Origin of the sequence: Haloarcula terrestris, assembly GCF_031624315.1 — an archaeon.
GTDB lineage: Archaea > Halobacteriota > Halobacteria > Halobacteriales > Haloarculaceae > Haloarcula > Haloarcula terrestris.
Window position 1 is genome coordinate 22,095 of sequence record NZ_JAMQOM010000013.1, and the last position, 25,932, is coordinate 48,026.

20 protein-coding genes and 2 pseudogenes are annotated in these 25,932 nt (G+C 59.0%); 16 read left to right on the forward strand and 6 right to left on the reverse strand.

Annotated elements, in window-relative coordinates; translation table 11 throughout:
* The first annotated feature begins 10 nt into the window (after positions 1–10).
* Together NDI54_RS18870 and NDI54_RS18875 are read left to right on the forward strand one after the other, a co-directional pair.
* Entirely contained in the window at positions 11–412 is a 402-nt protein-coding gene (locus tag NDI54_RS18870; RefSeq protein WP_310897946.1) for a class I SAM-dependent methyltransferase, read from the forward strand.
* A 100-nt stretch (positions 413–512) separates the two neighbouring features.
* The gene (locus tag NDI54_RS18875) at positions 513–1,562 is read left to right on the forward strand and encodes an RNA-guided endonuclease InsQ/TnpB family protein (protein ID WP_310897947.1); all 1,050 of its coding nucleotides are present in this window, start codon (positions 513–515) and stop codon (positions 1,560–1,562) included.
* Between the two features lie 285 nt (positions 1,563–1,847).
* Here NDI54_RS18875 and NDI54_RS18880 read toward each other — a convergent pair.
* Positions 1,848–3,662: pseudogene (locus NDI54_RS18880) on the reverse strand (cytochrome c oxidase subunit I).
* A 1,471-nt stretch (positions 3,663–5,133) separates the two neighbouring features.
* Between NDI54_RS18880 and NDI54_RS18885 the strand changes: the two are divergent.
* The 9 genes from NDI54_RS18885 (at position 5,134) to NDI54_RS18925 (ending at position 14,401) form a co-directional block, all read left to right on the forward strand.
* Entirely contained in the window at positions 5,134–5,916 is a 783-nt protein-coding gene (locus NDI54_RS18885; protein ID WP_310897948.1) for an SDR family NAD(P)-dependent oxidoreductase, read from the forward strand.
* Between the two features lie 61 nt (positions 5,917–5,977).
* Positions 5,978–6,817 carry a class I fructose-bisphosphate aldolase gene (locus NDI54_RS18890; RefSeq protein WP_310897949.1) on the forward strand — a complete coding sequence of 280 codons (840 nt, stop codon included), beginning with the start codon at positions 5,978–5,980 and terminating at the stop codon, positions 6,815–6,817.
* A gap of 75 nt (positions 6,818–6,892) precedes the next feature.
* Positions 6,893–7,672, forward strand: coding sequence for an HTH-type transcriptional regulator GlpR (glpR, locus tag NDI54_RS18895; protein ID WP_310897950.1), 780 nt, complete (start codon positions 6,893–6,895; stop codon positions 7,670–7,672).
* 113 nt (positions 7,673–7,785) lie between these two features.
* Positions 7,786–9,237: a substrate-binding domain-containing protein gene (locus NDI54_RS18900; protein WP_310897951.1), complete on the forward strand. Its 1,452-nt coding sequence runs from the start codon at positions 7,786–7,788 to the stop codon at positions 9,235–9,237.
* A gap of 43 nt (positions 9,238–9,280) precedes the next feature.
* Positions 9,281–10,213, forward strand: coding sequence for a carbohydrate ABC transporter permease (locus NDI54_RS18905; protein ID WP_310897952.1), 933 nt, complete (start codon positions 9,281–9,283; stop codon positions 10,211–10,213).
* Entirely contained in the window at positions 10,213–11,091 is an 879-nt protein-coding gene (locus NDI54_RS18910; RefSeq protein WP_310897953.1) for a carbohydrate ABC transporter permease, read from the forward strand. The genes NDI54_RS18905 and NDI54_RS18910 overlap by 1 nt, the downstream gene beginning before the upstream one ends.
* Before the next feature lie 85 nt (positions 11,092–11,176).
* Complete coding sequence (locus NDI54_RS18915; RefSeq protein ID WP_310897954.1) at positions 11,177–12,349, forward strand: ABC transporter ATP-binding protein; 1,173 nt, start codon at positions 11,177–11,179, stop codon at positions 12,347–12,349.
* Between the two features lie 208 nt (positions 12,350–12,557).
* Complete coding sequence (locus NDI54_RS18920; RefSeq protein WP_310897955.1) at positions 12,558–13,544, forward strand: zinc-dependent alcohol dehydrogenase family protein; 987 nt, start codon at positions 12,558–12,560, stop codon at positions 13,542–13,544.
* A gap of 158 nt (positions 13,545–13,702) precedes the next feature.
* Positions 13,703–14,401 (forward strand): cyclase family protein, encoded by a 699-nt coding sequence (locus tag NDI54_RS18925; RefSeq protein ID WP_310897956.1) that lies wholly within the window; start codon positions 13,703–13,705, stop codon positions 14,399–14,401.
* A gap of 54 nt (positions 14,402–14,455) precedes the next feature.
* On the opposite strand, the gene pdxA is transcribed toward NDI54_RS18925, so the two are convergent.
* Together pdxA and NDI54_RS18935 are read right to left on the reverse strand one after the other, a co-directional pair.
* Positions 14,456–15,451, reverse strand: coding sequence for a 4-hydroxythreonine-4-phosphate dehydrogenase PdxA (gene pdxA / locus NDI54_RS18930; RefSeq protein WP_310897957.1), 996 nt, complete (start codon positions 15,449–15,451; stop codon positions 14,456–14,458).
* Entirely contained in the window at positions 15,444–16,712 is a 1,269-nt protein-coding gene (locus NDI54_RS18935) for a four-carbon acid sugar kinase family protein (protein WP_310897958.1), read from the reverse strand. The genes pdxA and NDI54_RS18935 overlap by 8 nt, the downstream gene beginning before the upstream one ends.
* Before the next feature lie 157 nt (positions 16,713–16,869).
* Between NDI54_RS18935 and NDI54_RS18940 the strand changes: the two genes are divergently transcribed.
* The gene (locus NDI54_RS18940) at positions 16,870–18,183 is read left to right on the forward strand and encodes a DUF362 domain-containing protein (RefSeq protein ID WP_310897959.1); all 1,314 of its coding nucleotides are present in this window, start codon (positions 16,870–16,872) and stop codon (positions 18,181–18,183) included.
* A gap of 80 nt (positions 18,184–18,263) precedes the next feature.
* Here the strand turns inward: NDI54_RS18940 and NDI54_RS18945 are convergent, their stop codons facing one another.
* Together NDI54_RS18945 and NDI54_RS18950 are read right to left on the reverse strand one after the other, a co-directional pair.
* Entirely contained in the window at positions 18,264–19,391 is a 1,128-nt protein-coding gene (locus tag NDI54_RS18945; RefSeq protein WP_455032227.1) for a PfkB family carbohydrate kinase, read from the reverse strand.
* Between the two features lie 270 nt (positions 19,392–19,661).
* On the reverse strand, positions 19,662–20,438 hold the full coding sequence (locus NDI54_RS18950; protein ID WP_310897961.1) for an SDR family NAD(P)-dependent oxidoreductase: 777 nt from the start codon (positions 20,436–20,438) through the stop codon (positions 19,662–19,664).
* Between the two features lie 1,104 nt (positions 20,439–21,542).
* Between NDI54_RS18950 and NDI54_RS18955 the strand changes: the two genes are divergently transcribed.
* The 4 genes from NDI54_RS18955 (at position 21,543) to NDI54_RS18970 (ending at position 25,596) form a co-directional block, all read left to right on the forward strand.
* Positions 21,543–22,910: a glycine cleavage T C-terminal barrel domain-containing protein gene (locus NDI54_RS18955; protein WP_310897962.1), complete on the forward strand. Its 1,368-nt coding sequence runs from the start codon at positions 21,543–21,545 to the stop codon at positions 22,908–22,910.
* Between the two features lie 219 nt (positions 22,911–23,129).
* Entirely contained in the window at positions 23,130–23,795 is a 666-nt protein-coding gene (locus tag NDI54_RS18960; protein ID WP_310897963.1) for a helix-turn-helix domain-containing protein, read from the forward strand.
* 203 nt (positions 23,796–23,998) lie between these two features.
* Complete coding sequence (locus NDI54_RS18965) at positions 23,999–25,168, forward strand: thiolase C-terminal domain-containing protein (RefSeq protein WP_310897964.1); 1,170 nt, start codon at positions 23,999–24,001, stop codon at positions 25,166–25,168.
* Positions 25,165–25,596, forward strand: coding sequence for a Zn-ribbon domain-containing OB-fold protein (locus NDI54_RS18970; protein ID WP_310897965.1), 432 nt, complete (start codon positions 25,165–25,167; stop codon positions 25,594–25,596). The genes NDI54_RS18965 and NDI54_RS18970 overlap by 4 nt, the downstream gene beginning before the upstream one ends.
* Before the next feature lie 243 nt (positions 25,597–25,839).
* On the opposite strand, the pseudogene NDI54_RS18975 reads toward NDI54_RS18970, so the two are convergent.
* A pseudogene (locus NDI54_RS18975) lies at positions 25,840–25,932 on the reverse strand (IS5/IS1182 family transposase); the annotation flags it as partial.

Below are 25,932 nucleotides of genomic sequence, written 5' to 3' on the forward strand. Positions count from 1 at the left end.
CAGTGATGCGGTGCTCACAGAGGCGGAGCAGCGTCTTGACGACAGCTCACAGGAAACGACACTGTACGAGATGGATGCCCAGGATCTCGACTTTCCAAACGATAGTTTCGATACCGTCATATCCTCACTGTCGACGTGTACGTTTCCCAACCGGGTCGAGGCGCTCTCGGAGATGGGGCGCGTATGTGCGCCGGATGGACGGATTCTACTGTTAGAGCACGGTCGAAGCAGCGTCGGACCCATCGCTCGTTTCCAAGACTGGCGGGCAGACGCACACTTCGAGAAACACAGCTGTCGGTGGAATCAGGATCCACTCGCCGTTGTCGCCGAGTCGCCACTAACGACTATCGAGTCATCGTCCGCCTTCTTCGGTATGATTACAGAGATTCGAGGAGAATGCCTGGCCCTTTAGGGTCAGGATGAATCCGACAATCGGTTACACAACCCACCGTGGATAACCTTGCCTGATATTCCAGCAGATATTTAAAAAAACCCATCTAATTACAAGTGTAATGGTCACGGTGACTGTCACCGCGAAATTCCACAATCCATCTCTCTCGCGGCAGAAAGAGTGGCAACGCGCTACCCACCTCTACCGTGATACCAAGCAGTTCTGCATTGATGGGTGGAAAAACGGTGACTTCGATAAATCTGTGACCACAGCCAGCATCGATAACGATCTCTACTCGGCCATTCAGAATCAAGCCATTCGAGAGGCGAAATCTGACCACAGCAAGGACGGTGAGGTGCGCTACCGAGAGAGTCAACCGTTTGCCGTCAACAACCAGAACTGGGAAATCGACACCACTGAGAGCGGTACGGTGGTTGTCGGCTTCCCGTGTGTCTCCCAATGGTGGTACACGCCTATCGACGTGTACGAAGATATTGCTGCCCCCGTAGACCGTCTCGTCGAAGGTGACGCCAAGAAGACCCGTCTACAGGTCTATCGTCGCGGAGACGACTGGTACTGTACGTTCAATATTGAATACGACGCCGACACCTCGGGTGAGACACCCATCGGTGTCGATATTGGTGAACGCCACATCCTTGCTGTGACAGCCTACGGCGAAGACGAGTCGATGCTTATCTCTGGTGGTGAGGCGAAGTACGTTCGACGCAAATATCGTTCCCTACGCGATTCGCTTTCAGAGGCGGGTGCGCTTCGCGCACGTAACCGTGTGGGTGACAAAGAACAGCGTCGAATCAGAGACCTAAATCACAAACTCTCCCGCCGCCTCATCACGTTCGCAGAACAATTCGAGAACCCCGTTATTCGGATAGAAGACCTCGAAGGAATCCGTGAGAACAGTTCGTGGTCGGGTGTTCATTCCTGGCACTTCCACCAACTCCAACGGTTCATCACGTACAAAGCCGAACGTGCTGGTATCCGTGTCGAAAAAGTCGACGCGTACCAGACCAGTCAGGAGTGTTCGGTCTGTGGTTCGATGGGAACCCGTGATGGCGACCACTTTTCATGTTCAGAGTGCGACCGTGAACGCCACGCCGATCTGAACGCTTCGGAGAACATCGCTCAACGTCAGGGAGAACCATGCACGGCGTAGCAGTTCGGCTGACGCGGACCGTGCTACCTCGCTGGTTGAATAGCCAGTCGTCTTTGACGCTCGCTGTATGCGAGGAGGAAGGCCCCATTGACAGGGCTACACGCGCTGGAAAGCACGTCCTTGGTCACAACTGGACGGTAACCTTCGACGTTCCACGCGAAAGCGTCCTTGAGAACCGAGGAAACGCGCAACCTGAATATCCACTTCGTGGATTCCCGCGTCTTTAGGCGCGGGAGGATGTCAATGTATGGACTCCGAAAAACTCGAACAATAACGTCGGTGGCGTCAGTCCTCGGTCGGTTCGCCATCGTCGACCAGCACCGATTGCCCCTTTTCCTGGCCGGTGTCAGCGAGCAGCGACGGGTCTTTCTCCGGTTCCTCGGCTTCGAGCTGCTCGTCGAATCACTGGAACTCGCGGTCCAGCATCCCGTCACGTTCGAGGTTCCACGGGTCGCCGTCCTCGACTTTCGGTCCTTCGAGCCACGACTGGACGATGTTCCAGACGAAGATGAGCTGACCGACAAGCAGGATGAAGGCGCCCACCGTCGCGAGCTGGTGGAACGTCTGGACCTGCGTCAGCGGCGCGATAGCATCGTCGAATGCGTAGGTGGCGTAGCGCCGCGGCATGCCGAGGTAGCCAAGCGCCAGCATCGCGAAGAACGTGAGGTTGGTCCCGACCATCGAGAGCCAGAAGTGGGCCTTCCCGAGCGTGCGCTGGTACATCCGGCCGGTGAACACTGGGAACCAGTAGTAGATGCCCGCGAAGGCCCCGAAGCCGAGAGCACCCATCACGATGTAGTGGAAGTGGCCCACGACGTAGTAGGTGTCGTGGAGAATCAGGTTAACGGGTATCGAGGCGAGGAACACGCCGGTGACGCCGCCGATGATGAAGTTCGAGACGAAGCCGATACAGAACAGCATCGGCGTCGTCAGGCGCAGGCGGCCGTTCCACATCGTCGTGATCCAGTTGAATGTTTTCACCGCACTCGGTATCGAGATAGCGATGGAGACGGCCATGAACGAGGCCCGGAGCCGCGGGTCCATGCCCGTCGAGAACATGTGGTGGGCCCAGACGCCAAAGGAAAGGACGCCGATGGCAAGCGTCGAGTAGACGACGAACTTGAAGCCGAACAGCTTTCGGCCGGAGAACTTCGGCAGGATGAGGCTGACAAGTCCCATCGGCGGCAGGACGAGGATGTACACCTCGGGGTGGCCGAAGAACCAGAACAGATGCTGCCACAGCAGCGGGCCGCCACCCTCGACGGCGAAGAACGTCGTCGAAAGGTTCCGGTCGAGCAGGAGCATGACGATGGCGCTCCCCAGCAGCGGGAAAGAAAAGAGGATGAGCGCCGACTGGGTGAGGACCGTCCACGAGAAGATATCGAGATTCGCCCAGTTGACCTCGTCGTCCCGTTCCGTGAAGACTGTCGCGATGAAATTGATCGCTCCCATCGTCGCCGCGACCCCTGAAAGGTGCAGGCCGAGCAACATCAGGTCGACGCCTGGATTCGTCTGCTCGACCGACAGCGGCGTGTACATCGTCCAGGCCGTGCGGGCCGGTTCGATCATGTTCTCGGTCACCGGCGCGAGGAAGAAACCCGCCCAGATGAGCAGCGCCGCGGGCGGGAGCAGCCAGAACGCGATGGCGTTGATCCGCGGGAACGCCATGTCGTCGGCCCCGATGAGCAGGGGGATGAAGTAGTTCGCGAACGCCGCGATGATCGGCGTCCCGAACAGGAACAACATCGTGATGCCGTGACTCGTCAAGATAGAGTTGTAGGCGTTGTTGCCCAGAATCGCCCCGCCCGGAACGACGAGCTGGATGCGGATGAGTATCGCCATGACGCCACCGACGGCCAGCGCGATAACTGCGTACACCCCGTACAACAGCCCGATGTCCTTGTGGTCGACGGTTGTTAGCCAGCGAATGATACCTGCGGGCTTTTCCCGGTTGATGACCGGCGTCTCATCGCCCGTGACTGCGCCACCACCCGCCAGCGGGGTGTACGACCGCCAGTTCTCGATGCGCGTGAGTAGTGCGGTGATGCCAACAAGGAGGATGGCCATCAGCCCCGTCAGCACTAGATCTCCTACAGCCATTCTAAGGAATAGAAACCCGTAGTTGTATCATTCTGTAGATTAAACGTATAACACACTTATACCGGATTCAGAAGACTTGGTGGATTCCGTACCTTTCCGGACGTTACAGAGAATGCTGCAAAGGCTTCCAATGTGGTCAAATATGAACGGTAGCCTGCACTGAATCTATCCTTTGTATTACTCGATTTTTCATTCCGTTAGTCGACGTAAGTTAGGTAACTGATTCGTATATGTATGTATCACCAATCTCAAACTCCCACAGATTAAGAAATTCTCGATGCTCTTCCAACTATCAACAAGAACAGCCGGCTCATACCAGCCCACAATCTGTTAATAAAAAACTGTCCCAGCTATCAGCTCACACCTAAATACCGCTGTTTCGATGTAATTAAAAACTCAATAGAAACAGCCCCTCAGTGAAAACGCCTAGCCATTGTCATAACTGCAGAGAGTCTGTCGTCAACAACAGGTAATTTACTAAAACTCAAGGCAAATGTACTTATATACGATAACTCTTGACCGTTTGACTGCACCGAAATCTTGACGCGAGCTAAAACATAGAAGGATAGATTGTATTTAGATATATTCTATCGGGAGATAGGTTATTTCCTAGCAAAATGTAGATAAATAGTAAATATAAGTATGAGACAGAGAAAATGAGGATAGGAATAGAAAATATGGGGGCAAAAGGTAGTTTGTTAATGTATGGTTGATGTAGACAATCCTTTTCGAAAGAAGCGAGATGTAGGTAAACACTTGATCTCGATTAATGCTATTCTGCCGACTACTGTCACCTGTCGAATCTGCACTTTCGAAGACATCGATTCAATGAACGGTGTATCCGTCATTCTGGGCCAATGTGCAGTGGTCGACTCTAACAAATGTACCGGCGATATACATTCACGTAACACATGTACAGACGTTATGTGATCCCGAGTGTTACTACCGTGCCAACGAGGGGTGCGTCCAGTAGACTGGGTTACAGTGAAGACGGTTGACTCTAGAAAGTATAGTGAATAAAATAACAGATGTACATGTGTTATGAAAGGGCGATATATCTATCTCACCGATACTGTGTGAGTACCGAATCAGCGAATCGGAAGAAATCGTAACTTGCCCCAAAGTCCGACGAAGAGATTCTTAATCCACTCTGATGACATCTGAGTACTGTATGGTTAGAATGAGCAGGCCAGTACTTAATACTGCAGAATATCAGTTAAATTAGTCAAATAAAAGCCAATAGAATCCATAGGCTCAGAGAAACATTGATGCTTGAATCGGCTGAGATTGCCGTTTCGAGCCATGTCACTGTATACCAATGATCGATGCTGCAAGTGTATTCACCCATTTAGAATGCTAATTAATGATGTTCAGCAAGAAATGATTGAAAACGGGAGATCTGTGCCATGGGGTACTGTGTAACCGGCTGTCCCCCAAATCTTTAACATGAACCCTGACAGAGTGAGTGACGATGCCAGACTACAGTTCAGATTTCGATGGAGACACTGTCGTGGTCACAGGTGCAACCTCTGGAATCGGACGGGAAATTGCCATTAGATTCGCGAAGGCAGGAGCTACAGTCTTAAACGCAGATATCGAGTCTGAGCCCAAAGATGCTGACACCCCGACACATGAGTACATTCGTGAGCAGGGTGAGACGGCCGAGTTCGTAAAGACAGATGTCTCGAACGCGGACGATGTTCGTGCAGTCGTCGATCACGCTGGAGAGTACGGTGGTGTCGACGTGATGGTGAATAATGCCGGACTGTTTATCGGGGGGAGTCTGCTTGAGGTCAGCGAATCCGAGTTTGAGAAGATACACCAGGTCAACGCGAAAGGAGTGTTCTTCGGTTGTCAGGCCGCGGCACAGGACATGATTGACCGTGGGACAGAGGGTGCAATCGTTAATACAGCCTCAATCAGTTCGTTCGTGGCCCAGCGCGATCAGATACAGTACGATTCAACGAAGGCCGCGGTAAAGATGATCACCCGGGGTGCAGCACTCGAACTGGCAGACCACGACATCCGGGTGAACGCAATCGGCCCTGGACAGATCGCAACTGAATTCATCGACGGTTGGTCCGAGACGGCGCCTGAAGCGGCGGCGAAGGACGACCTCATCAAACCAGTTCCCGCTGGACGTGCAGGCACACCACAAGATGTTGCCGGTGCTGCCCTCTATCTCGCCAGTGACGACGCTTCGTACGTGACTGGCGAGGTGCTGATGGTCGATGGCGGGTGGCGGACGATATGACCGTCGGCTTCCGCCAGGCGAATAATTATATAGATGCATCCACAGGAGTCAATTGTAGCCAATGAGTACAGAGCAACTCCTCGATACTCCATCGGGGAACGCAGTCGTTGTAGCGCTAGATCACGGCCTGAGCCTCGGATCCCCTGACGGGTTCCACAACCCTGACGAGACACTCGACAAAGTGCTGGCCGGAGAGCCGGACGCAGTGCTCGTCGGGCCGCATTTCGCCCGTCACTATCAGGACCGTCTGCAGGAAGCGGGCGTCGACGTTGTCCTCACCGCGGACGTCGTGACCTTCTCGACTAGCCCAGGTCGGGACGACGGCGAAGACCTCTGGACGCCGGCCTTCGACGCGGAGTTCCTCGAGGAACTCGACCCTGTCGGAGTCAAGGTCGTCCTCGTGTTCGGCCGTGACGACAACGAAACCTTCCGGAAGAACATCGAATACATCGGCGAGCTCGCCGAGGACCTTCGTGGCACCGGTGTCCCACTGGTCGTCGAGCCGGTCATGTGGGGCGAACGGATCCCTGACCAGCTGGAGACGGACGCCGACTACGTGGCTGATGCGATGCGGATGGGCTGGGAGTTCGGCGCTGACATCCTCAAGGCGCCGTACACTGGCAGCGTCGAGTCGTTCGAGCCACTCGTGGAGAACTCGCCGGTCCCCGTGATGATTCTCGGCGGGGCAGCCACCGGCACTACCCGAGCGATGCTCGAATCCGTCGAGGGCTCGATGGAGGCGGGTGCACGCGGCCTGATGATTGGCCGGACGATCTGGAAGTCCGATAACCCGGAGCGAACGGTCTCCGCACTCATGGACATCGTCCACGAAGGCGCGTCCGTGGAAGAAGCGTGGGACGAAGCGGAGCCAGCGACTATCGCGAGCGGGCGGGAAAGCTAAATACGAGTCGCCGGTAGGCCTCGGCATGCAAACTGCACCGGTGCAAAAAACGAACGTCCCTCGGGGTGCTGTCCCGTGAATACCCCAGAACAACGCCGTCGGTCTATCACGGAGTTAGTCACAAAACACGGGAGCCTCTCGGTCGAGGAACTGGCCAACCGTCTCGACGTGTCAGAATCGACCATCAGACGCGACCTTCGCGACCTCGCCGATCGAAACCTCGTTGAGCGAACGCACGGCGGCGTCGCCCCAATGACGAACGTTGGCATCGAACGGTCGTTCAATCGGCGCCTCATCCAGCACCTGGAACGCAAACAGGCAATCGCCGACCGGGCCGTTGAGGAAATCTCTGAAGGACACGTCGTGTACTTCGACGCGGGGACGACAACAATGCAAGTCGCGAAGATGGCCCCAGACAATGACTCCATTATCGCGGTCACGAGCTCCCCCATGTTGGTTCTCGAACTGTCGAAATCGGACGGTACGGTGAAAATGACTGGCGGGGAGTATCGAGATGAGACCAAAGCGCTGGTCGGCCCGACGACCGAGGACTACATCCGCAACTCCAACTTCGACCTCGCGTTCATCGGTGTCAACGGTATCGAGCCCGATGGCATGTTGTCGGCACCGAACGAATCCGAAGCGAAAACCAAACAGCTTGTCGTCGAACACTCGGCACGGACTGTCGTTGTCACCACCGCGGAGAAATTCGACGAGCAGAGTTTCCGCCGGTTCGGATCGATTGAGGATATCGACCTCCTCATCACCGACGAACGTGTGCCCGACGACTATCGGGATCTGTTCGACGACACGGAACTCGCGGAAGACGTATTCGACGGAAGCAGCCACGACTGAGGCGTGTAACTCGGCCTCGCATCCCCGTGTATGCGTGTCATCGTCCTGGGAGGTCCATTAAATAGAAAGGATTAAATATGATAGTTTCGACATTGGGAACGAGGCTGTTAACCATGCCCAACGACACTAATCGGCGGACCTTCTTGAAAGCGTCCGGTGTAGCAAGTACAGGAATTCTCGCCTCCCTTGCGGGATGTACCAGAGGCGGTGACGGTGGTTCGAGTGACGGCAGCTCGGGTGGCTCCGGTGACGGTTCGAGCGACGGTAGCTCTGGCGACGGTAGCTCCGGCGATGAACTCGCGATTCCGCTCAGCGAGTACGATAGCGCAGACATCGACTGGCAGCAGTTCGAGGGGTCGTCGATCAACATCGGCGCTGTTCAGCACCCGTGGGTCGACGCGATCAAACCCGCGATTCCTGTCTTCGAAGAACTCACCGGGATTACCGTCAACTGGAACATACTGCCGGAACAGCAGTTCCGAACCAAGCGTCAGACAGACGCCAGTACTGGTGCCGGACAGTTCGACGTCTTCTTTATGGACCAGGTGGTCAATCAGTTCCGCGAAGAAGGGTGGCTCCAGCCGCTTGATCCATACTTCAACGACGGAAGCCTCTACGACGAGAATTTTTACAAGCCAAACGACCTCTTCGAGGCGTCCCGCTGGCAGGCCCACGGCGGGGGCTACAGCGACAACTGGACCGGACTGCCGATTACTGTCGAGGTCCAGACCCAGTTCTACCGACAGGACCTCTACGACAAGCACGGGCTGGAGGTCGCCGAAACCTGGCAACAGCACCGAGATAACGCCAAGGTCATCCACGAAGAGGAGTCCGACATCGTCGGCACGGCCGGGCGTGGCCAGAAGGGTTACGGGATGAACATCTACATCCTGAACACGCTCCTCCGGCAGAAGGGGACCAGCCTCTGGACTGAGTTCCCGACTGACTCCGGACTCGACACCCAGGGCGTCATCGAAGCAGCGGAGTGGTACAGTAAACTGCTTCAGGACTACGGTCCTGAGGGCGCGTCGAGTCAGACCTGGTCAGACGTTCAGGCGACAATGGCGGAAGGCCGCGCCGGCCACATCGTCGCCGATGCCAACATGTTCTGGGGCGGACTGACCAACGACGAGTCCAGTGTCGCCGACACCGTCCGAATCGCGAAAGTGCCCACGCCGGAGGGCGGTGAGCTCAACGCGAACGCGTTCAACTGGCAGATCTCGACGTCGAAAAACGCCTCGAACTCCGAGCAAGGCTTCCTGTTCATGCTGTGGGCGACGTCCCCACCGACTGACCTCTGGATTAACACAGAGAGCAGCGGTGTCTTCTCCGTGCGCCAGTCGGTTTGGGAAAACGACGACTACCGTTCGAAAGTCGGCGAGGACTACGCACAGGTCTCGCTTGAATCTCTGCAGGCCGCTTCTCCTGACCCGTTCGACCGGAAATATCCGCAGTGGGGACAGCGCTACTCCGAGGAACTGCAGCGCGCCATCGCCGGTCAGAAGTCTGCCGAAGAAGCGATGACACAGGCCGCATCGACTGCAGAAGACATCTATAGCGGATAAGGCCCAAAGACAAACCGCACCGGCCTAATTCTGAGAGACATTCATGAGTACACCCACACAAACGGAAACGTCAGACAAGCAGGGTCTTGCCAGGTTGAGCGACCTCTGGAACGAGTATCTCCCGTACTGGTTCATGGCACCGATGGTGGCGGTAATGGTGATGATCACTTTCTTCCCCGGTGCCTATGACCTCTACCTGAGTCTGATCGCGGAACCGACACTGAATCTCTTCCAGGCAGAGTTCGTCGGTCTGCAAAACTACGAGACGGCGTTCACCCGTGGTGGTGCCGTCCATTCGTTCGTCATCACGGTCACCGTCGTCGTCAGCGCGTTGCTCCTCGAAACGGTTCTCGGGTTCTTTTTAGCAGCACTTGTCGCTGGCATCGATTCCGGTCGGGCGAAGTCGTTCTATCGGGTGTTGTTCATCATCCCAATGGCTGTCGCACCCGTCTCGCTCGCGACTATTGGCCGGATCATGCTGAACACTGAGATTGGCATCATTCCCTACGTGATCAATACAGCGACGCCGTTCGCAGCGCCGAGCTTCCTCTCGGACGTTCCGCTGCTGACGGTGATTCTCCTGGATACGTGGAACTGGACGCCGTTCATGTTCATCATCTTCTACGCCGGCCTCTCATCGGTGCCGAAGACGCTTATCGAGGCGTCACGCGTCGACGGTGCGCCGATGTGGCGCCGCTACGTCCACGTCATAATCCCCTACATGAAGCCGGTCGTGTTCGTTGCGACGCTCATCCGGATGATCGACCTGTTCCGGACGTTCGGTGTGGTATACGGGCTCACAAATGGTGGGCCGGGGACGGCGACTCAGCTCGTGAGCATCAACATCTACGAGCAGATGTTCATCAACAATCAAATAACCGTGGCCGCAGCAATCGCCGTCGTCTACCTCATCTTCGTCATCGCGATCGCGAACATCGTTATCGCGAAGGTCGGCTTCGAGGGGGTGTGGGACTGATGGCGACGACAGACGGCGACTCCGCGACCGCGTCACAGCGACTCGACAAGGACACGCGGGAGAAACTCGTCACGGCCGTTCGCCACACCATCCTGCTGACGTGGTCGTTCATCGTGCTGTTCCCGCTGTACTGGCTGGCTTCGATGTCGTTGAAGCCGCCCGGAACAGCGAACGCGCTCCCGCCGGACTGGATCTTCCTGCCGACGGTGTTCAACTACATCCAGCTGTTCCAGGACTCCGGCTTCGTCGCGGCCTTCGCCAACAGCCTGATTATGGTGTCGGCGTCGGTCGTCCTCGTGCTGTTGATCGGCGTTCCCGCCGCGTACGTCCTCTCGCGGTACGACATCCCGATGGAGCGGGACGTGCTCGTGTGGATTCTCTCCTCACGGATGCTCCCGCCCATCGCCGTCGTGCTCCCCTTCTTCATCATCTTCCGGGAGCTCAACCTGTTCGATACGCGAATCGGGATGGTCCTGATGTACGTCAGTATCAACCTCTCGCTCGTGGTCTGGGTGATGAAAGCGTTCTTCGACGGCATCCCCGAGACACTGGAGGAAGCGGCTCGGGTCGACGGCGCGACCCAGTTCCAGGGCTTCAGGAAGGTCGTCCTTCCGGCGGCCAAGCCCGGGATTTTCTCGGTCGCGATCATCAGCTTCATCTTCGCCTGGATCGAGCTACTGTTCGGGCTCGTACTGACGAGTTTCGAGGCCGTGCCGGTGACGCTGTTCGTCTACTCGTTCATCGGCTCCCGTTCGATCGAGTGGGGGATGCTTGCAGCCGCCTCGACGGCGATGATCGTTCCGGTTGTCATCTTCCTCATCGCGGTGAACAAGTACCTCGCCGCCGGACTCAGCTTCGGTGTGGTGATCAAAGAATGACTCCACGACCCGCACCGCGACAGGTATCGCTCGCAAACCACGCCCCTGCGGTGGGCGTAAATAGCCGCACATTGGAGGAACACTAATGGCGAAGATCACAATCGACGAGGTTACGAAGCGATTCGGTGAGAGCGACGAGTCGATCGTTGCGGTCGACGACGTCTCCCTGGACATCAACGACGGCGAGTTCGTCGTCTTCGTCGGTCCCTCGGGGAGCGGGAAGTCGACGCTGATGCGGATCGTCGCTGGACTGGAAACGCAATCAGAAGGCGACATCCACATCGGCGAGGCCGTCGTCAATCAGCTCGGTCCGCGGGCCCGGGACATCGCGATGGTGTTCCAGAACTACGCGCTGTACCCCAACATGACCGTCGAGGAGAACATGTCCTTCGGGCTGAAGATGTCCACGGACATGTCCGCCGCCGAAATCGAAGAGACAGTCACCTCGACTGCGGAGATGATGGATATCGGGAATCTGCTGGACAACAAACCGGGTGAGCTCTCGGGCGGGCAGCAGCAGCGGGTGGCACTCGGTCGCGCGATTGTGCGTGACCCGAACGTCTTCCTGATGGACGAGCCGCTGTCGAACCTGGACGCGAAGCTCCGGGCGGAGATGCGAACGGAAATCAACCGACTCCAGAACGACCTGGATGTGACGACGCTGTACGTCACCCACGATCAGACGGAGGCGATGACGATGGGTGACCGACTCGTCATCCTCAATTACGGCGAGCTTCAGCAGGTCGGGACGCCCCTAGAGTGCTTTTATCGGCCGGCCAACCAGTTCGTCGCCGGCTTCCTCGGCTCCCCCTCGATGAACTTCTTCGCGGGCAGCGTCGAAGGCGGGACGCTCCGAACGGACGGCTTCGACTTCGACTTGACCAACCAGATGCAGGCTTCGGTCGGGAACCGCAACGACCTGGTCCTCGGCGTCCGGCCGGAGGACATGACGCTGCACGACCGGGCGACTGCCAGCCACGAGTTCGAGGCCATCGTCGACGTGGTCGAACCGATGGGCAGCATCTCCTACGTCTATCTACAGGCGCAGTCACAGAGCCACGAACAGACGTTCATCGTCGAGACCGACGGCCAGCGGCCGATTGCCGAAGGCGATACCGTCTACGTCGAGATTCCCGACGCGAACGTCCACCTGTTCGACGCCGAAACCGGCGAGACGATTCACCAGCGCCAGCTCGGCGAGAAGGCCGAAACTGCGCTCGAAGAGCGAATGCAGACTGTCAGTGGCTCCTCGGACTGAACCGCCCCGCACTCCGTCTCTCGTCCGGAGAGCACTGTACCGTCAGGACACGACCGTTTTCGACGGCTGTTGATGTATCGACACGCCCCCTGCCACTTCCTAGACGCTTCGAGAGGTCGCCGGTATCTTTATACTTGGCCGAAACGAGTTTGCAGACGATATTCCCATGAAAAGCGCAGTGCTAACTGACGAGCGAGAAGTCGCAGTTATGGACAGAGAGCGCCCGACACCCGGTGACAAAGACGTCATCGTGGAGGTCGGTGCCTGTGGCGTGTGTATGACCGACTATCACCTGTACCACGGGACGTTCCCGGCGGAGTTTCCCGTGGTTCCCGGTCACGAGAGTGCCGGGGAGGTAGTCGCCACCGGTGATGGCGTGACGAACTTCGAAACGGGTGACCGGGTCGCTATCTTCCCGGGGATTCCCTGCGGGGAGTGCGACTTCTGTAACGACGGGAAGCAGAACCTCTGTGAGAACACGGTCTCGATGGGGGGCGCTGGTGACGAAATCCTCGACGGTGCGTTCGCCGAATATATTCGTGCCCCTGCGCAGTGCCTGCAGGACATCGGTGACCTCTCGTACTCACAGGCGGCCTTCGCGGAACCGCTTGCCTGCTGCATTCACGGCGTCGACAGGGCGGACATCGAGAGCGGGGACACCGTCGTAATTGTGGGTGCCGGACCCATCGGGTTGCTTCTGCTCCAGGCGTTTCTGACGGACGGAGCGGGAACGGTCATCGTCTCCGAACCGATCGAACGCCGCCGAGAGATAGCGACGGAATTGGGTGCCGATCACGTCGTCGACCCGATGGAGCGAGGGCTCCCGGACCAAGTCGACGAACTGGTCGACCGGGTCGACGTCGCCGTCGAGGCCGTTGGCCTTCCGGCGACAATCGAGGAAGCCCACTCGATCACGTCTCCCGGCGGGACGACGGTCGTGTTCGGCGTGCCGCCACAGGACGAGACCATCGAAATCGACCCGTTCGAGCTGTACTATCAAGAACTCGAAATGGTCGGTGTGTTCGCGCTCACCAAGAATACCTTCTCGCGCGCGGTGAAACTGTTACAGGGCGGCCGGATCGAGACGGAGGCACTCATTACGGATGAGTTCGACCTCGGCGGGATTCAGACTGCATTCGACCAGATGGAGAACAACGAAGGGCTGAAAAAGATGGTCTACCCGAACGAGGCGTAGTGACCGGCGACGGAGTCGTCTTTCGGAGCGAGTAGCTGGGGGACAGACAATCAGAGCGGCTCCGACGACGAACGGAGGGATGCTACCGTTCGATTCGTGAGACCGGGCGTCTCCCGGTGAGCACAATACTTATTTTTTCGTGGGGAGTCGGTTCTATCATGTTCGATTCAAACAGAGTCATCGAACTGTCCAACCCGATCCGTGAGAACATCCCCGTGTGGCCGAGCTTTCCACCGGTCGAGGTCGAACAGACCGCCATCGCCGCCCGCGACGGCTTCACGATGGAACGGTTCGAGATGCGGAGCCACACGGCGACCCACATCGACGCCCCGGCGCACTTCATCCCCGAGGGGAAGACCCTCGACGACTTCTCCATCGAGCGGTTCATGGGCGAGGGCGTCGTCGTCGACCTGACGCCGAAAGAGCCCGAGGAGGCGATTACCCGCGCCGACATCGAGGCCTACGAGTCGGAGATACAGCCCGGTGACGTCCTCATGCTCCACACCGGCTGGGACGAGTACTACGGCCAGACGCCCGAGTACCTCTTCGAGTTCCCCTACCTGACCGGCGAGGCCGCGGAGTACGTCGCCTCGCTGGAGCCGAAGGCGGTCGGGACGGAGGGAGCCAGCGTCGGCGGCTGGTACGACGAGGTCCCGGCCCACGGCCCGTCGACCGACGTCCACCCGGCCGACTCACACCTCCCGCTGCTCGAAAACGAGGTCATCCCTATCGAGGAACTGCGCAACCTCGACCAGGTGCTCGACGGCGCAGACAGCCGCCGGGCGAACTTCTTTTTTCCGCCGCTCAACGTCGAGGGGACTGGCGGGTGTTCGGTCCGTGCCTTCGCGCTCGTGTAGTTCGCAGGATGTGCGCAGGCGACAGACCTGAATCGCAGGACGCGAAAACCGTGTCTACCGGGCGAGCCTGACGGCCGTCGACACCGCATCGATCATGCTCTGCTCGGAGGCGACCCCTTCTCCGGCGATGTCGAAGGCCGTACCGTGGTCGACGCTCGTCCGGACGATCGGGAGTCCGATGGTGACGTTGACGCCGCTCACCGCGTCGCCGTCGCCGGTGAAGCCGAGCATCTTGATCGGGATGTGCCCTTGGTCGTGGTACATAGAGACGACGCAGTCGAACTCGCCTGATGCGGCCCGAACATAGACCGTGTCCGGGGGGAGTGGACCGGTCACGTCGACGCCGGTCTCGGCGACGCGGTCGACCGCCGGTTCGATGATGTCCGCTTCCTCGTCACCGAGGAGGCCGCCGTCGCTTGCATGGGGGTTCAACCCCGCAACGGCGACCGACGGGTCGTCGATACCGAGGTCACGGAGCGCCTCGTCGGTCACGGCGATGGTCGAGGCGACATCGTCGACATCGAGGTCGCAGGCCTCCCGCAGCGGAACGTGCGTACTGACGTGTGTCACCGTCAGGTCGTCCTCGATGAGCATCATCGAGTAGTCGTCGGTACCGGTGTAGTCCGCGAGCATTCCAGTGTGGCCCGCGTACTCGCTCCCCGCCATCCGGGTCGCCTGCTTGTTGATCGGGGCGGTGGATATCGCGTCGATTTCGCCAGCTTGTGCCAGTTTGATCGCCCGCTCGACGTATTCGAGGCTCGCCGCACCGTTCGCTTGTGAGAGCTCGCCGTACTCGTGAGCAGACACGTTGTCGAGGTCAATAACCGGGAGCACCGCGGGGTCGGCAGCCGCCTCGCCCGGCGCGTCGACGCGGCGGACAGTCAGACCCGACGCAAACCGATCCGCCGCGTCCGCCAGGACGGACGCGTCGCCGATGACGACGACGGTCGCCGTCTCGACGAGTTTCGGATACGACTTGACGATGACTTCGCTTCCGATACCCGCGGGGTCACCCATAGTGACGCCTACAGTAAGGGATCGATCACTCATCACGAAAACCCAGACGACCGAGTGACTTAATTATTGCCTGCTGGTCGCCGAACCCGCCGGCCTTCGTAACGACAGCTGTCCCGTCGGCGACGCCGCCTTCGACGGTCGCAAGAGGTATCCCCGGAGCAACGTCTTCGCCGGCCATGCGGAGCGCCGTCGCGTCGAGGGCATCGAGGACCGCCCGAGCGGTCTCCCCGCCAGTCAAGAATAGATTCGACGCTCGACCGTCGCCGACGGCCGTCGCGGCGCCGTGGGCAAGCGCGTCCGTGACTCGACGCCGGACGGTGGAACCGTCGATGCCTGCCCGCTCACCGGCCTCCATCGCCCGGTCAACGTCGCTACGTGCGTCGGCGCTATGGAGCAACACTCCTCCGTGCTCCTCGACACTGGCGGCGCCGCGAGCGGCCAGGTCGGCCCCCGCCGTCACTGGGTCGGTGACTGCCGTCTCGAGGTCGAGGTGTCGCCGTCTCTCCGTCGCCACTCGCCCGACCTGTCCGAGCGTCTCCGGTGCGACGCTCCCCGAGATGCCCACGACGGACCGGGTCGGGTCGACGTCGATTCCGGCACCGGACGGCGCTCCGGGAACGGCGACGTGGCGTGCGAGCCCGCCACTTCCGACGTACAGACATCGCTCAGCGAGTTCGTCGGCTGCTGCGGCGATTGTCGCGAGGTGGCTGTCCGTGACAGCGTCGCAGGTGACGATGACCGGGCGGTCTGTCGAGGACAGCGACTCCAAGGAGTCACGAACGGCGGCGCTGCCGCGTGCGACGGTCCCGACACCGAGGTGCGCCACGGGATACTCGCTCGACGCGAAGATATCCGAGAGCGAATCGTGTGTCGGCGGTCGCTCTTCGTCCTGGCCAGGCGGCGACTCGGTCACCAGCCGGCCATCGACGAGATGGTACCCACTCGCCGTCACCCGCCCGTTGCCCGGAAACGCTGGTGCAACGATGACGAGAGCGGGTTCGACAGCCTGCGTTGCGGCGTCCACCTCCACGCAGACGTTCCCGCGAAGGGTCGAATCGATCTTTTTGAACACGACCGATCCGTCTGTGTCTTCCAGGACGGCTCGGACGCGCTTGGCGGCGATAGCGGGATCCGCGTAGCGTGATTCTGTGTCGTACACGGTGACGTCTCCCCCTGCCGTCGCGTCGGTCTGTGTGGGGAGTACGACCCGAGTATCGTACCCACGCACCGCGAACTCGTGACCCGCGTCACAGCTCCCGGTCAGGTCGTCTGCGACGACGAGACAGCGGGTCATCGGTGCCCCTCCTGCCCGCAGGGCGTCCCCCGGGCTTGCATGTGACAGTCCATAGGTCGTATGGCGACGTACATCGTAAAGAAACATTCGCACAGACGCCGACCAGTGGGGGAGAGGGGCAAAACATAAGCCGCGGATGCGTAATAATATGGTATCCATGGAGTTCGAGTTTCCAGACCGTGACCGGTTGGAGGCGACCAACGACGCCGAACCGTCCGACCTACCCCGTGCCTACCGTGTCAGTTGCACCCGGAACCAGCCTACCGTGCAGGATGTCACAGCGGCCTCGGTCGATGCGGTGACCGATATTCCTGAACTCGCCGACCTCGAACCGGGGAGCAGCGTCGCGATCACCGCCGGAAGCAGGGGTATCGACATCCTCCCGGAGGTGCTCGAAGCCATCGTTTCGGAGCTGCAGTCGCGAGGGCTCAAGCCATTCGTCTTCCCAGCGATGGGTAGCCATGGCGGCGCGACCCCCGAGGGCCAACGTGAGACGCTCGCGACGCTCGGTATCACCCCCGACCGACTGGGCTGTGAGATTCGCTCCTCGCTCGCTGTCGAAGCGGTGGGAACCGACTCGACGGGACGGCAGGTATATGCGGCCGAGGACGCGCTCGGGGCCGACGCAGTCCTGCTGGTCAACCGAATCAAACTGCATACCGATTTTCGGGGAGACGTCGAGAGCGGCCTCTGCAAGATGGCTGTCGTCGGACTGGGCAAACAACACGGTGCCGACAACATGCACAACGCCGCACTTGAGCGCGGCTTTCACGAGGTCATCCCGGAGTGGGCAGGCATCCTCGTCGAGGAGACGCCTATCGTCGGCGGTGTGGGTATCATCGAGAATGCCGACGAGCAGGCCGCCGAAATCCACGGCCTCCCCGCGGCGGACCTCCTAGAGGCGGAGCCGGCGCTGCTGGAGCGGTCGAAAGAATTCTTCCCCGAACTTCCAGTCGAGGACCTCGACTTGCTTGTCGTCGACGAAATGGGCAAGGAAATCAGCGGGACTGGACTAGATACGAACGTCATCGGGCGGGTCCGGTTCCACAACCAGGCGGAGGTCGACGAGCCGTCCCTGACCCGTGTCTACGTCCGGTCGTTGACACCAGCGTCTCACGGAAACTCCCTTGGTATGGGTCTCGCCGACCTTGTCCACCGCGACCTCGCGTCAACTGTCGACTTCGAGGACACGTACGTCAACATCGTGACCAGCGGCGAACCGAACAGGGCCAAGCTTCCGTTCGTCGTCCCGAGCGACACGACGGCGTTCGTCCTCTCAGCGTCGATGACCGGCGTCGCCAGCCCGAGTGACCTCCGGATTGCCCGCATCAAGAGCACGATGGAACCTGGAGAGCTGTGGGTGTCCGAACCGGTCGCCGAGGAACTCGCTGACCGAGACGACATCCACGTCCACGAAGATAGTCCGTGGCTGTTCGACGAGCACGGCGAACTCGAGATGTCCTGGGACTGATATCACGTCGTCGGGTTTGCCGACAACACCCCTGTCTCCGGCAACGATGGTAGGCCCGTATTGAAATACCCTCCAGTGGCCTACTCGAACTGTGCGGCGTAGGCAGTGACAGCCGAGACGACGTCGTCGTAAGACGGTGTCTCCCCTGTCCGGACAAACTCACGGGCGAGTGCGTTGCCCAGCACCACGGCGGCCGCGTCCGGAACTCCTTCGACGAGACCGAGGGACAACCCTGCATTGAAATGGTCGCCGGCGCTGGTAGTCAGCTCTGGCGACTCGACTGGGGCGACGCGTACGCTCGTCGTTCCGTCATCGCTTACGACCACGGACTCGTCCACGCTGTGCCCGACGAATCGGTCGACGGCCAAGGAGTCGAACGCGACGCGGGCGTCCGCTACGATTTCGTCGCTCGTGTGCCCACCGAGTGCAGCCGCGAGCTCTTTCGTCTCGTAGCGATTCGCCGAGACCGTCATGTCGACCTCGTCGGCGAGGCGGCGCGTCGCCGCGACGATCGACTCCAGTATCTCGGGGTCGAGTTCCCGGATGTTCGCTGGGTCGAGCAGGACGTGCTCCGGTGGATCTGTCAGTTCCGGAAAGACCATTTCGCGGAGCCCATCGAGGATGCCTGCCATCTCGGGCATCACCGCCCAGTAGCCGATACCGAGTAGCTTCGCCCCTTCGAGCTCATCGACGAGCGTTTCGACTCCGACACGTGACCGGATCGTTTCCCAGTCCAGCGTCGCAGCACCGCCGTTCTCCATCAGCATGAGCTTCCCGTCATCGAACTCGATTGCGTCGGTGATACCCGGGTCACCCAGCGAATACAGGGTACAGGCTTCGAACTCCTGTTCGAAGATATCGCGAACCGGATCTCCACACATACCTACGAGCGTCGGATCAAACCCAAGAGTCTGGTACGCGCGAGACAGGTGGCTGACGTGCCCGCCGGTCCGCTGGCCGTGACGCTCCCAGGAGATGGAAAGCGAACTATCGGCGGCCGCCGACGTCACGATCTCCTCGCCGAACTCGCTCAGCGTCGTGATGCGGTCGCTGTCTGACGCGCCGGCGTTCGTCCCCGCCCGTCGGACGTTGTCGACGTACCCGTCAAAGCCAAATACCACGTCTCCACCGCTTGGCCTGGATGGAAGCTGCTTCTGACACAAAACCACTGCATCACGTGTCTGGGAATCTGGATACTTATTCACCATTCGTGTCACACCCCGAGACCGCTTTCGTACGTCTTCGAAGCGTTTCCACGACGCCCCCTCCAAGAGAAGCATTTACTGGCGTAGCAGATCGTAACTCATTAGCGTGACATCGTTGCTCAGTATCGCCTGACCGCTGCAGTGTCCGTTGACGAGCGTCTACACCTATCGTTTCGAGTCCAACCGGTATACGCAATTCTGCTGACGAACCCATACACTGCGTTATATCGGGGGGTATATAAAAAATTAGGGCGCAGTGCAACTGTCTCGCCGCTATCGAGTGTCCAGTCGCCAGCTATCGATGGGGACTTGTCCGCCGTCAACGCGGAGTTCGTGGCCGTTGACGTAGTCGCTGGCGGGTGCGGCCAGGAAGGCGACGACCTGTGCCACGTCTTCGGGTTCCGCGAACCGTCCCAGTGGGTTATTGTCGAGGATCTGTTCGGTGACGGCATCGCTGAAGCCCTCTACCATCCTTGTGTTCGCCCAGCCCGGCGCGACGGCGTTGACACGGACGCCTTCCCGGCCGAGTTCAAGCGCTAGACTCTTTGTGAGTCCAAGCAGACTGTACTTCCCGACGTCGTATGCGGGCGACATGCCCACACCGTTTTTTGTGTGTATCGACGTGAAGTTCACAATCTTGCCGTACCCCTCTTCGACCATCCCATCAACGACAGCCCGCGTGCAGTTCAGCGCCCCGTAGAGGTGAACGTCGAGGTTCAGATCAAAGGTGTCGTCGTACTGTTCGTCGAGAAAGGGGCCTGCGTCACCGACGCCCGCGTTGTTAACGAGGATGTCGATCTGACCAAGTTCCTCTGTCGCGGTTTCGACCATCGCTTCGACGGCCGCCTCGTCGCTCACGTCTGCGGGAAGTCCGACGGTGTCGACGCCGAGTTCGGCGATTTCAGTCGCCGTCTCTTCGGCGACTTCGTCGTCAATGTCGTTGATGACGACGTCCGCCCCATTCTCCGCGAGTTCCGTTGCAGTTGCTTTGCCCATACCTCTGCCCGATCCGGTGACAAGCGCAGTCTTACCCGTCAGGTCGAGTTGCATACACATATCAGTTCTATACCTCACTTGATAAATATTTGGGGCCAGCCGGTGCATAATTCTACCGTCTATTGTGGCCGTTAGATAGCGACACGTCAATTCTCTATACTGCGACCTCCATAGCCATTTTATAACTGCTGGAAAAGGAGTATGAACCCGAACTGGGGCGAGAATAACTGAACAGGTTCTGAAACGGTAGATTTCGTTTCCCTCTACGGCTACTACGAACTCGGGTTCACCGACGAGCGGATTGAGTTCCTAGAAGTGTGGGTCTGGCCATTGCTCCATACAAAATAGGTTGCGTGAATTAGGGATAACTGAACTGTAATACACTTTGACTCCCTCAAAAAATAGGATAACGACTGCTATACATGGGAGTCGTTAGTGGAACAATTCAAACACATCTACCGTGACGAACCACACAGAACTTGAACACAGAAGCAGTCGAAGACGGAAACCACGATGCCTCGCTCCAAAATCTCTTTTATACGGACTGACTGAGATATAACGTCCCGGAGTACGAGTGATTTCAGCAGTATATCATCGACATATCTGTCTAGTCAAATGCAAAATGGCACAATTCACAATCAACTTATATATTTTATACACAAAATGGGAAGAAACAGATATATAAGATATTATATCTATGTATTGGTGGGCGTGAAACAGGTTACGGTCCTTGGCAGCCGTACCTAATAAACACATCAAATATGAGAACGGTTCGTCAGAGCTAGTGGTATACCGTCTCAGAATGAAGATGGTACCGAAGATTTCTCGCGGCGTTTTTTGTGTTGGTAGTCGTCTTTTTGTTTTGCTCCTTGTTTTTCTCACTGGTCCCACTGAACGACGTGTGGGAGGGGTCAGGAATGCATGGCATCTTTTAAACTGGTTTAAATGGGTTATACGGTTAATCTATAGACCGATGCGGCTCCCGGTCTTTTTTCGGGGTAGATGCCACAGAGAACTCATCCCGATGGTGCAGACAGGGCTACTGAATCGAAATTCTACCTGCCCGCTGGCGTCACCCCGTCATTCGATGCCAGTCGGGTCAGGCGTGTCTGGGCGACGCTATTCAATCATCAGGTTGAACCCCCGAAATAGATTGCAATGACAGGAGATCAACACCATCCAGACCACACGAGGGTGGACCAGTCAGACCGCTCCGTCCCCAGAAATCTGCGCCAGACGGGTGACGCGGAAATCGATCTCGTGATCTCGAATCGAGTCCGGAAGTCCCCGTTTTGGCATCTCTCCGTTGAGGAAGGCTGTCATGAGGCGACGGTGTACAACCACATGTATCATCCTCGGGCCTTCATTGACCCCGAAGACGGGGGGGCAGAAGCCGAGTACGACTTGCTGGTCAATCACGTCGCGCTGTGGGACGTTGCGGTCGAGCGCCAGATTCGTGTCAAGGGCCCCGACGCGGAGGCCTTCGTTGACTTCGTCATCACGCGAGACGCGACCGATATCGAACCGATGCGTGGCAAATACGCCATCTGCTGTACGGAGGACGGTGGTATCCTCAATGACTTCGTCCTGTTGCGGCCGGATGACGACGAGTTCTGGTTCTCTATCGCCGATTCGGATCTCTTGCAGTGGTTGAAGGGCGTCACGGTCGGGAACGACTTCTCGGTCACCGTCGACGAGGTCGACGTCTCGCCGATGCAGGTCCAGGGTCCGAAATCGCCCGACGTGATTGAGTCGCTCATCGAAGCTGGAGTTGAAGACGTTCCGTACTACGGACTGTTGGAAGCGACTATTAACGACATCCCGGTGTTGGTGAGTCAAACCGGCTTTTCTGGTGAGGCGGGCTTCGAGATATACGTCCGTGAGGCGACGACGAACGCTGAAGGAGTTTGGAATCCGGTCCTCGAAACGGTCAAAGACCACGGTGGTGCCGCGGCGCCGGTAAACGGTCGGCGACGGATCGCCGCCGGAATCCTCTCGTTGGGGCAGGATATGGACCACGAGACCTCGCCGTTCCAGGTCAATCTCGGCTATCAGGTTCCAGACAACAAGGACGCCGACTACATCGGCAAAGCCGAACTGGAACGCCAGAAGGAAGCTATCGAAAACGGCGAGTTCCCGTTCACGCATAAACTGGTCGGGCTGAAACTGGCCGGCGAGCCGATCCTTGAGTGGGCCTCGGACTTCTGGCTCATCTCGGACCCGGAGACAGGCGAGGAGTGTGGCTACATGACGTCGGCGGGATGGAATCCGGAACTCGAGACCAACATCGGCCTCGGGTTCGTGCCAGCGGCGAAACTGCAGGCTGCGACCGACGTGCCGCTTGACGACTCGATATATGACGTGGATGTAGATGTGGAGTTTGAGGTCCACCTCCCGGATAAGTACGCTGAGACACCCAGCGAACCCGTATATGCGACGACAGCGATGGTGCCGTTCAAGCAATCGGTCAATCCCAGTGCTCGCGAACAGGCTAAAATTCATGCCAGGGATGAAATAGACGATTGAGAGTCGTTGCACCGAGGTCGAGTCGTGGGGAGTACAGCGGTGTACGACTCCGATACCCAAATCGAAGTCAGGACGGACGACCGACCGACTCAGTTAAGCCACTACACGGCCACCAGTACAATCTCAGTCGCACAGTTTGCCCTATCGATTTCAACCAACCGTCACACACAACATTCAATTGAATGGTTCTGTACAGTAAGACGCCGACCCGACAGCCCAATGACCGATATTAGAGCAGTCGTCCGAGCAAAACACCCTGACATAGTGCTTACAGGAACAGTGACCCACGACCAGAGTTCGAACGTCACTTCGTTGTCAGAAGCTGGAACGGACCCCACGTCAGGGAAATTCTTTTATCGTATCGAATCAGCTAATTTCGACCGATTCGAAGCGGGACTCCGAAACGATCGTACCGTTGGTGCATTTGAACGCGTCATCGAAACCAGAGACGACGAAGCGATCTACAGTTTCGAGTACACGGACGAAGCGAAGCTCCTCTCACCGGTGATTTCGGCGGCCAACGGTGTCATCCTCGATATGAAAAATGACGGCGCTGCCTGGATGCTGACGGTATGGATCTCCGAGCGAACGGACCTGGTCCATCTCTGGGACTATGCACAACAGAACGACATCGATATCGACCTACTGGGCGTGAATAATTACGCGAGTGTCGGGAATACGGACGCAGGGTTGACCGATAGCCAACGAGACGCCCTCCTCGTCGCGTGCGACATGGGGCATTTCGAAGAACCACGGGACGCCACACTCGGCGAGGTCGCCGCTGAACTGGACATCTCCCAACCTGCAGCTAGTGGGTTGCTTCGGCGCGGCATCAAACGACTCATCGTATCATCGCTGATGGACGACAGGGAAACGTCGGAGTGATCGACGGCTCCTCACTCTAGTAGGGGGATAGTAATTTCGGGCCACGTTCCGTGGCTCTACGCCACCCGCACACAGATAAGCAGGGTGGGGGTCTGCTCGCTGCGTTTCGGAAGTGCACGAAGCCGTCCGGATTCTGATAAGGGGGTTATACGATTAAGGAACAGAACGATACGGTTACGGGCCCTGGATTGGTATGTATCGACATGCCAGATCCAGTAATTGCGTCGGTCGGTGCCTCACCGCTCGGCCGCACGGACCTCCCGGGGCGTGACCTGTTCTCGGTCGCTTTAGCGGAGGCGTTCGACGACCTCCCCGACCCGGCCGAACTCGTCGAAGCAGTGTATGTCGGTAACCAGTCGGAGAGCTACGAACACCAGATCATGCACGGGACGCTTCTGGCCGAGTGGGCCGGTCTCCGGCACGTTCCCGCCGAGCGGGTCGAGGGATGTGCCGCCGCGGGAGCGCTCGCGCTACGCCACGCGGTCAAGGATGTCCGCAACGGCGAACACGAGGCCGTGCTCGCGTGCGGCGTCGAGAAGATGACCTCCGCAGGCACCAGCGGTGCGACAGACGCGCTGTCAGCGGCCTTCGACCGCGCCATCGAGCAACGTTCCGGTGTCACCGCCCCCAGCCAGTACGCACTGCTCGCACAGCGGTACCTCCACGAGACGGACGCCACGGAACGCGACCTCGCCGAAATCGCAGTGAAGAACCACGCCAACGCCGCTCGCAATCCCCGAGCACAGTTCCCCAAAGAGATTGACGTGGCGACGGTCCTGGATTCTGACCCCATTGCCCCGCCGTTGAAGCTCTACGACTGTGCGCCGGTCGGGGACGGTGCCGCGGCCGTTCTGGTGACGACCGCCGAACTGGCGGCCGACCTCGACCGCCCGCAGGTGCGCGTCGCGGGCAGCGGGGCGTCCGCGAACAACATCGCGGTCGCCGAGCGGGACATGACCGACATCGCGGGCGCGCGCATCGCCGCAGAGACAGCCTACGAAGAGGCGGGTATCGACGCCACGGACGTCGACATCGCGGAGGTGCACGACGCCTTCACCGTCTGCGAGGCACTGCTCGCGGAGGCCGTCGGGTTTGCCCCCACGGGAATGGGCTATCAGAGCTACCTGCCACCTGCAGAGCGGGCTGACGGCTGGACGGACGTGCAGGTGAGTCCAAGCGGTGGACTGAAAGCTCGCGGTCACCCCATCGGCGCGACCGGGCTCCTGCAGGCACTCGAAGCGTACGAGCAGCTTACGGGAGCGGCCGGTGATCGCGCGGTCGAGGGTGCTGAGACAGCGTTGTTGCTCAACGAAGGCGGCGTCGCGGACGCCGTCACCGTCGGCCACGTGCTTACGACGGCGGGGGCACCATGACCGACGGCAGCCTCGATGCGAGTGATCCGCGGACACTGCCGGGCTTCTTCGACGCCCTGGCGGACGGAGATCTCCTGGGGGGAGTCTGTACAGACTGTGGGCAGGTACTGTTCCCGCCGCGACCGGCCTGCTACGCCTGTGGCAGTCGCGCCGTCGACGTCGAACCGCAGTCACGCGAGGGACAGATTTTCTCGTACACGGCAGTCCAGACGCCGCCGCCAGCGTTCGAAGCGGACGCACCATACACAATTGCCGTCGTGGAACTCGCTAACGGTGGCCGCTTGCTTGGGCGCGTGGCCGCCGACTACGCTGATGTCGCCATCGGTGATCCGGTTGAACTCACGGTACGAGAGCCAACAGCCGCGGAGCGGGAGGTCGCGCTCGACTACGAGGCTGACTGGCCGGTCCACGTTTTCGAGCCACGGTGAGAGACGGGGCGGCCCCGTCGGATGTCGGTGGTTTCGTCACGTAACTCGCCGTCCGTTGGGTTCTTGAACTGGCACCATACACGATATTGTGTTCAATCAGTGTATGTCTCTCTGGACCTGAGTGCGCATCGCGCGTGCGGTGTGATTTCAAGGCTCACAACGACGAACGAGGATATATTTAACCTACTACTCCCACTCATGTGAATTGGTAGGCTCTGTAGTTTCGATACACTGCGCTGGATTTCACGGATATCGGACGCTCCGACGAAGGTTGTAGACGGTGGCTTTGAGGATGATTTCACGGAATTCGAGCCACCAGCTTCGCGCACGCACGGC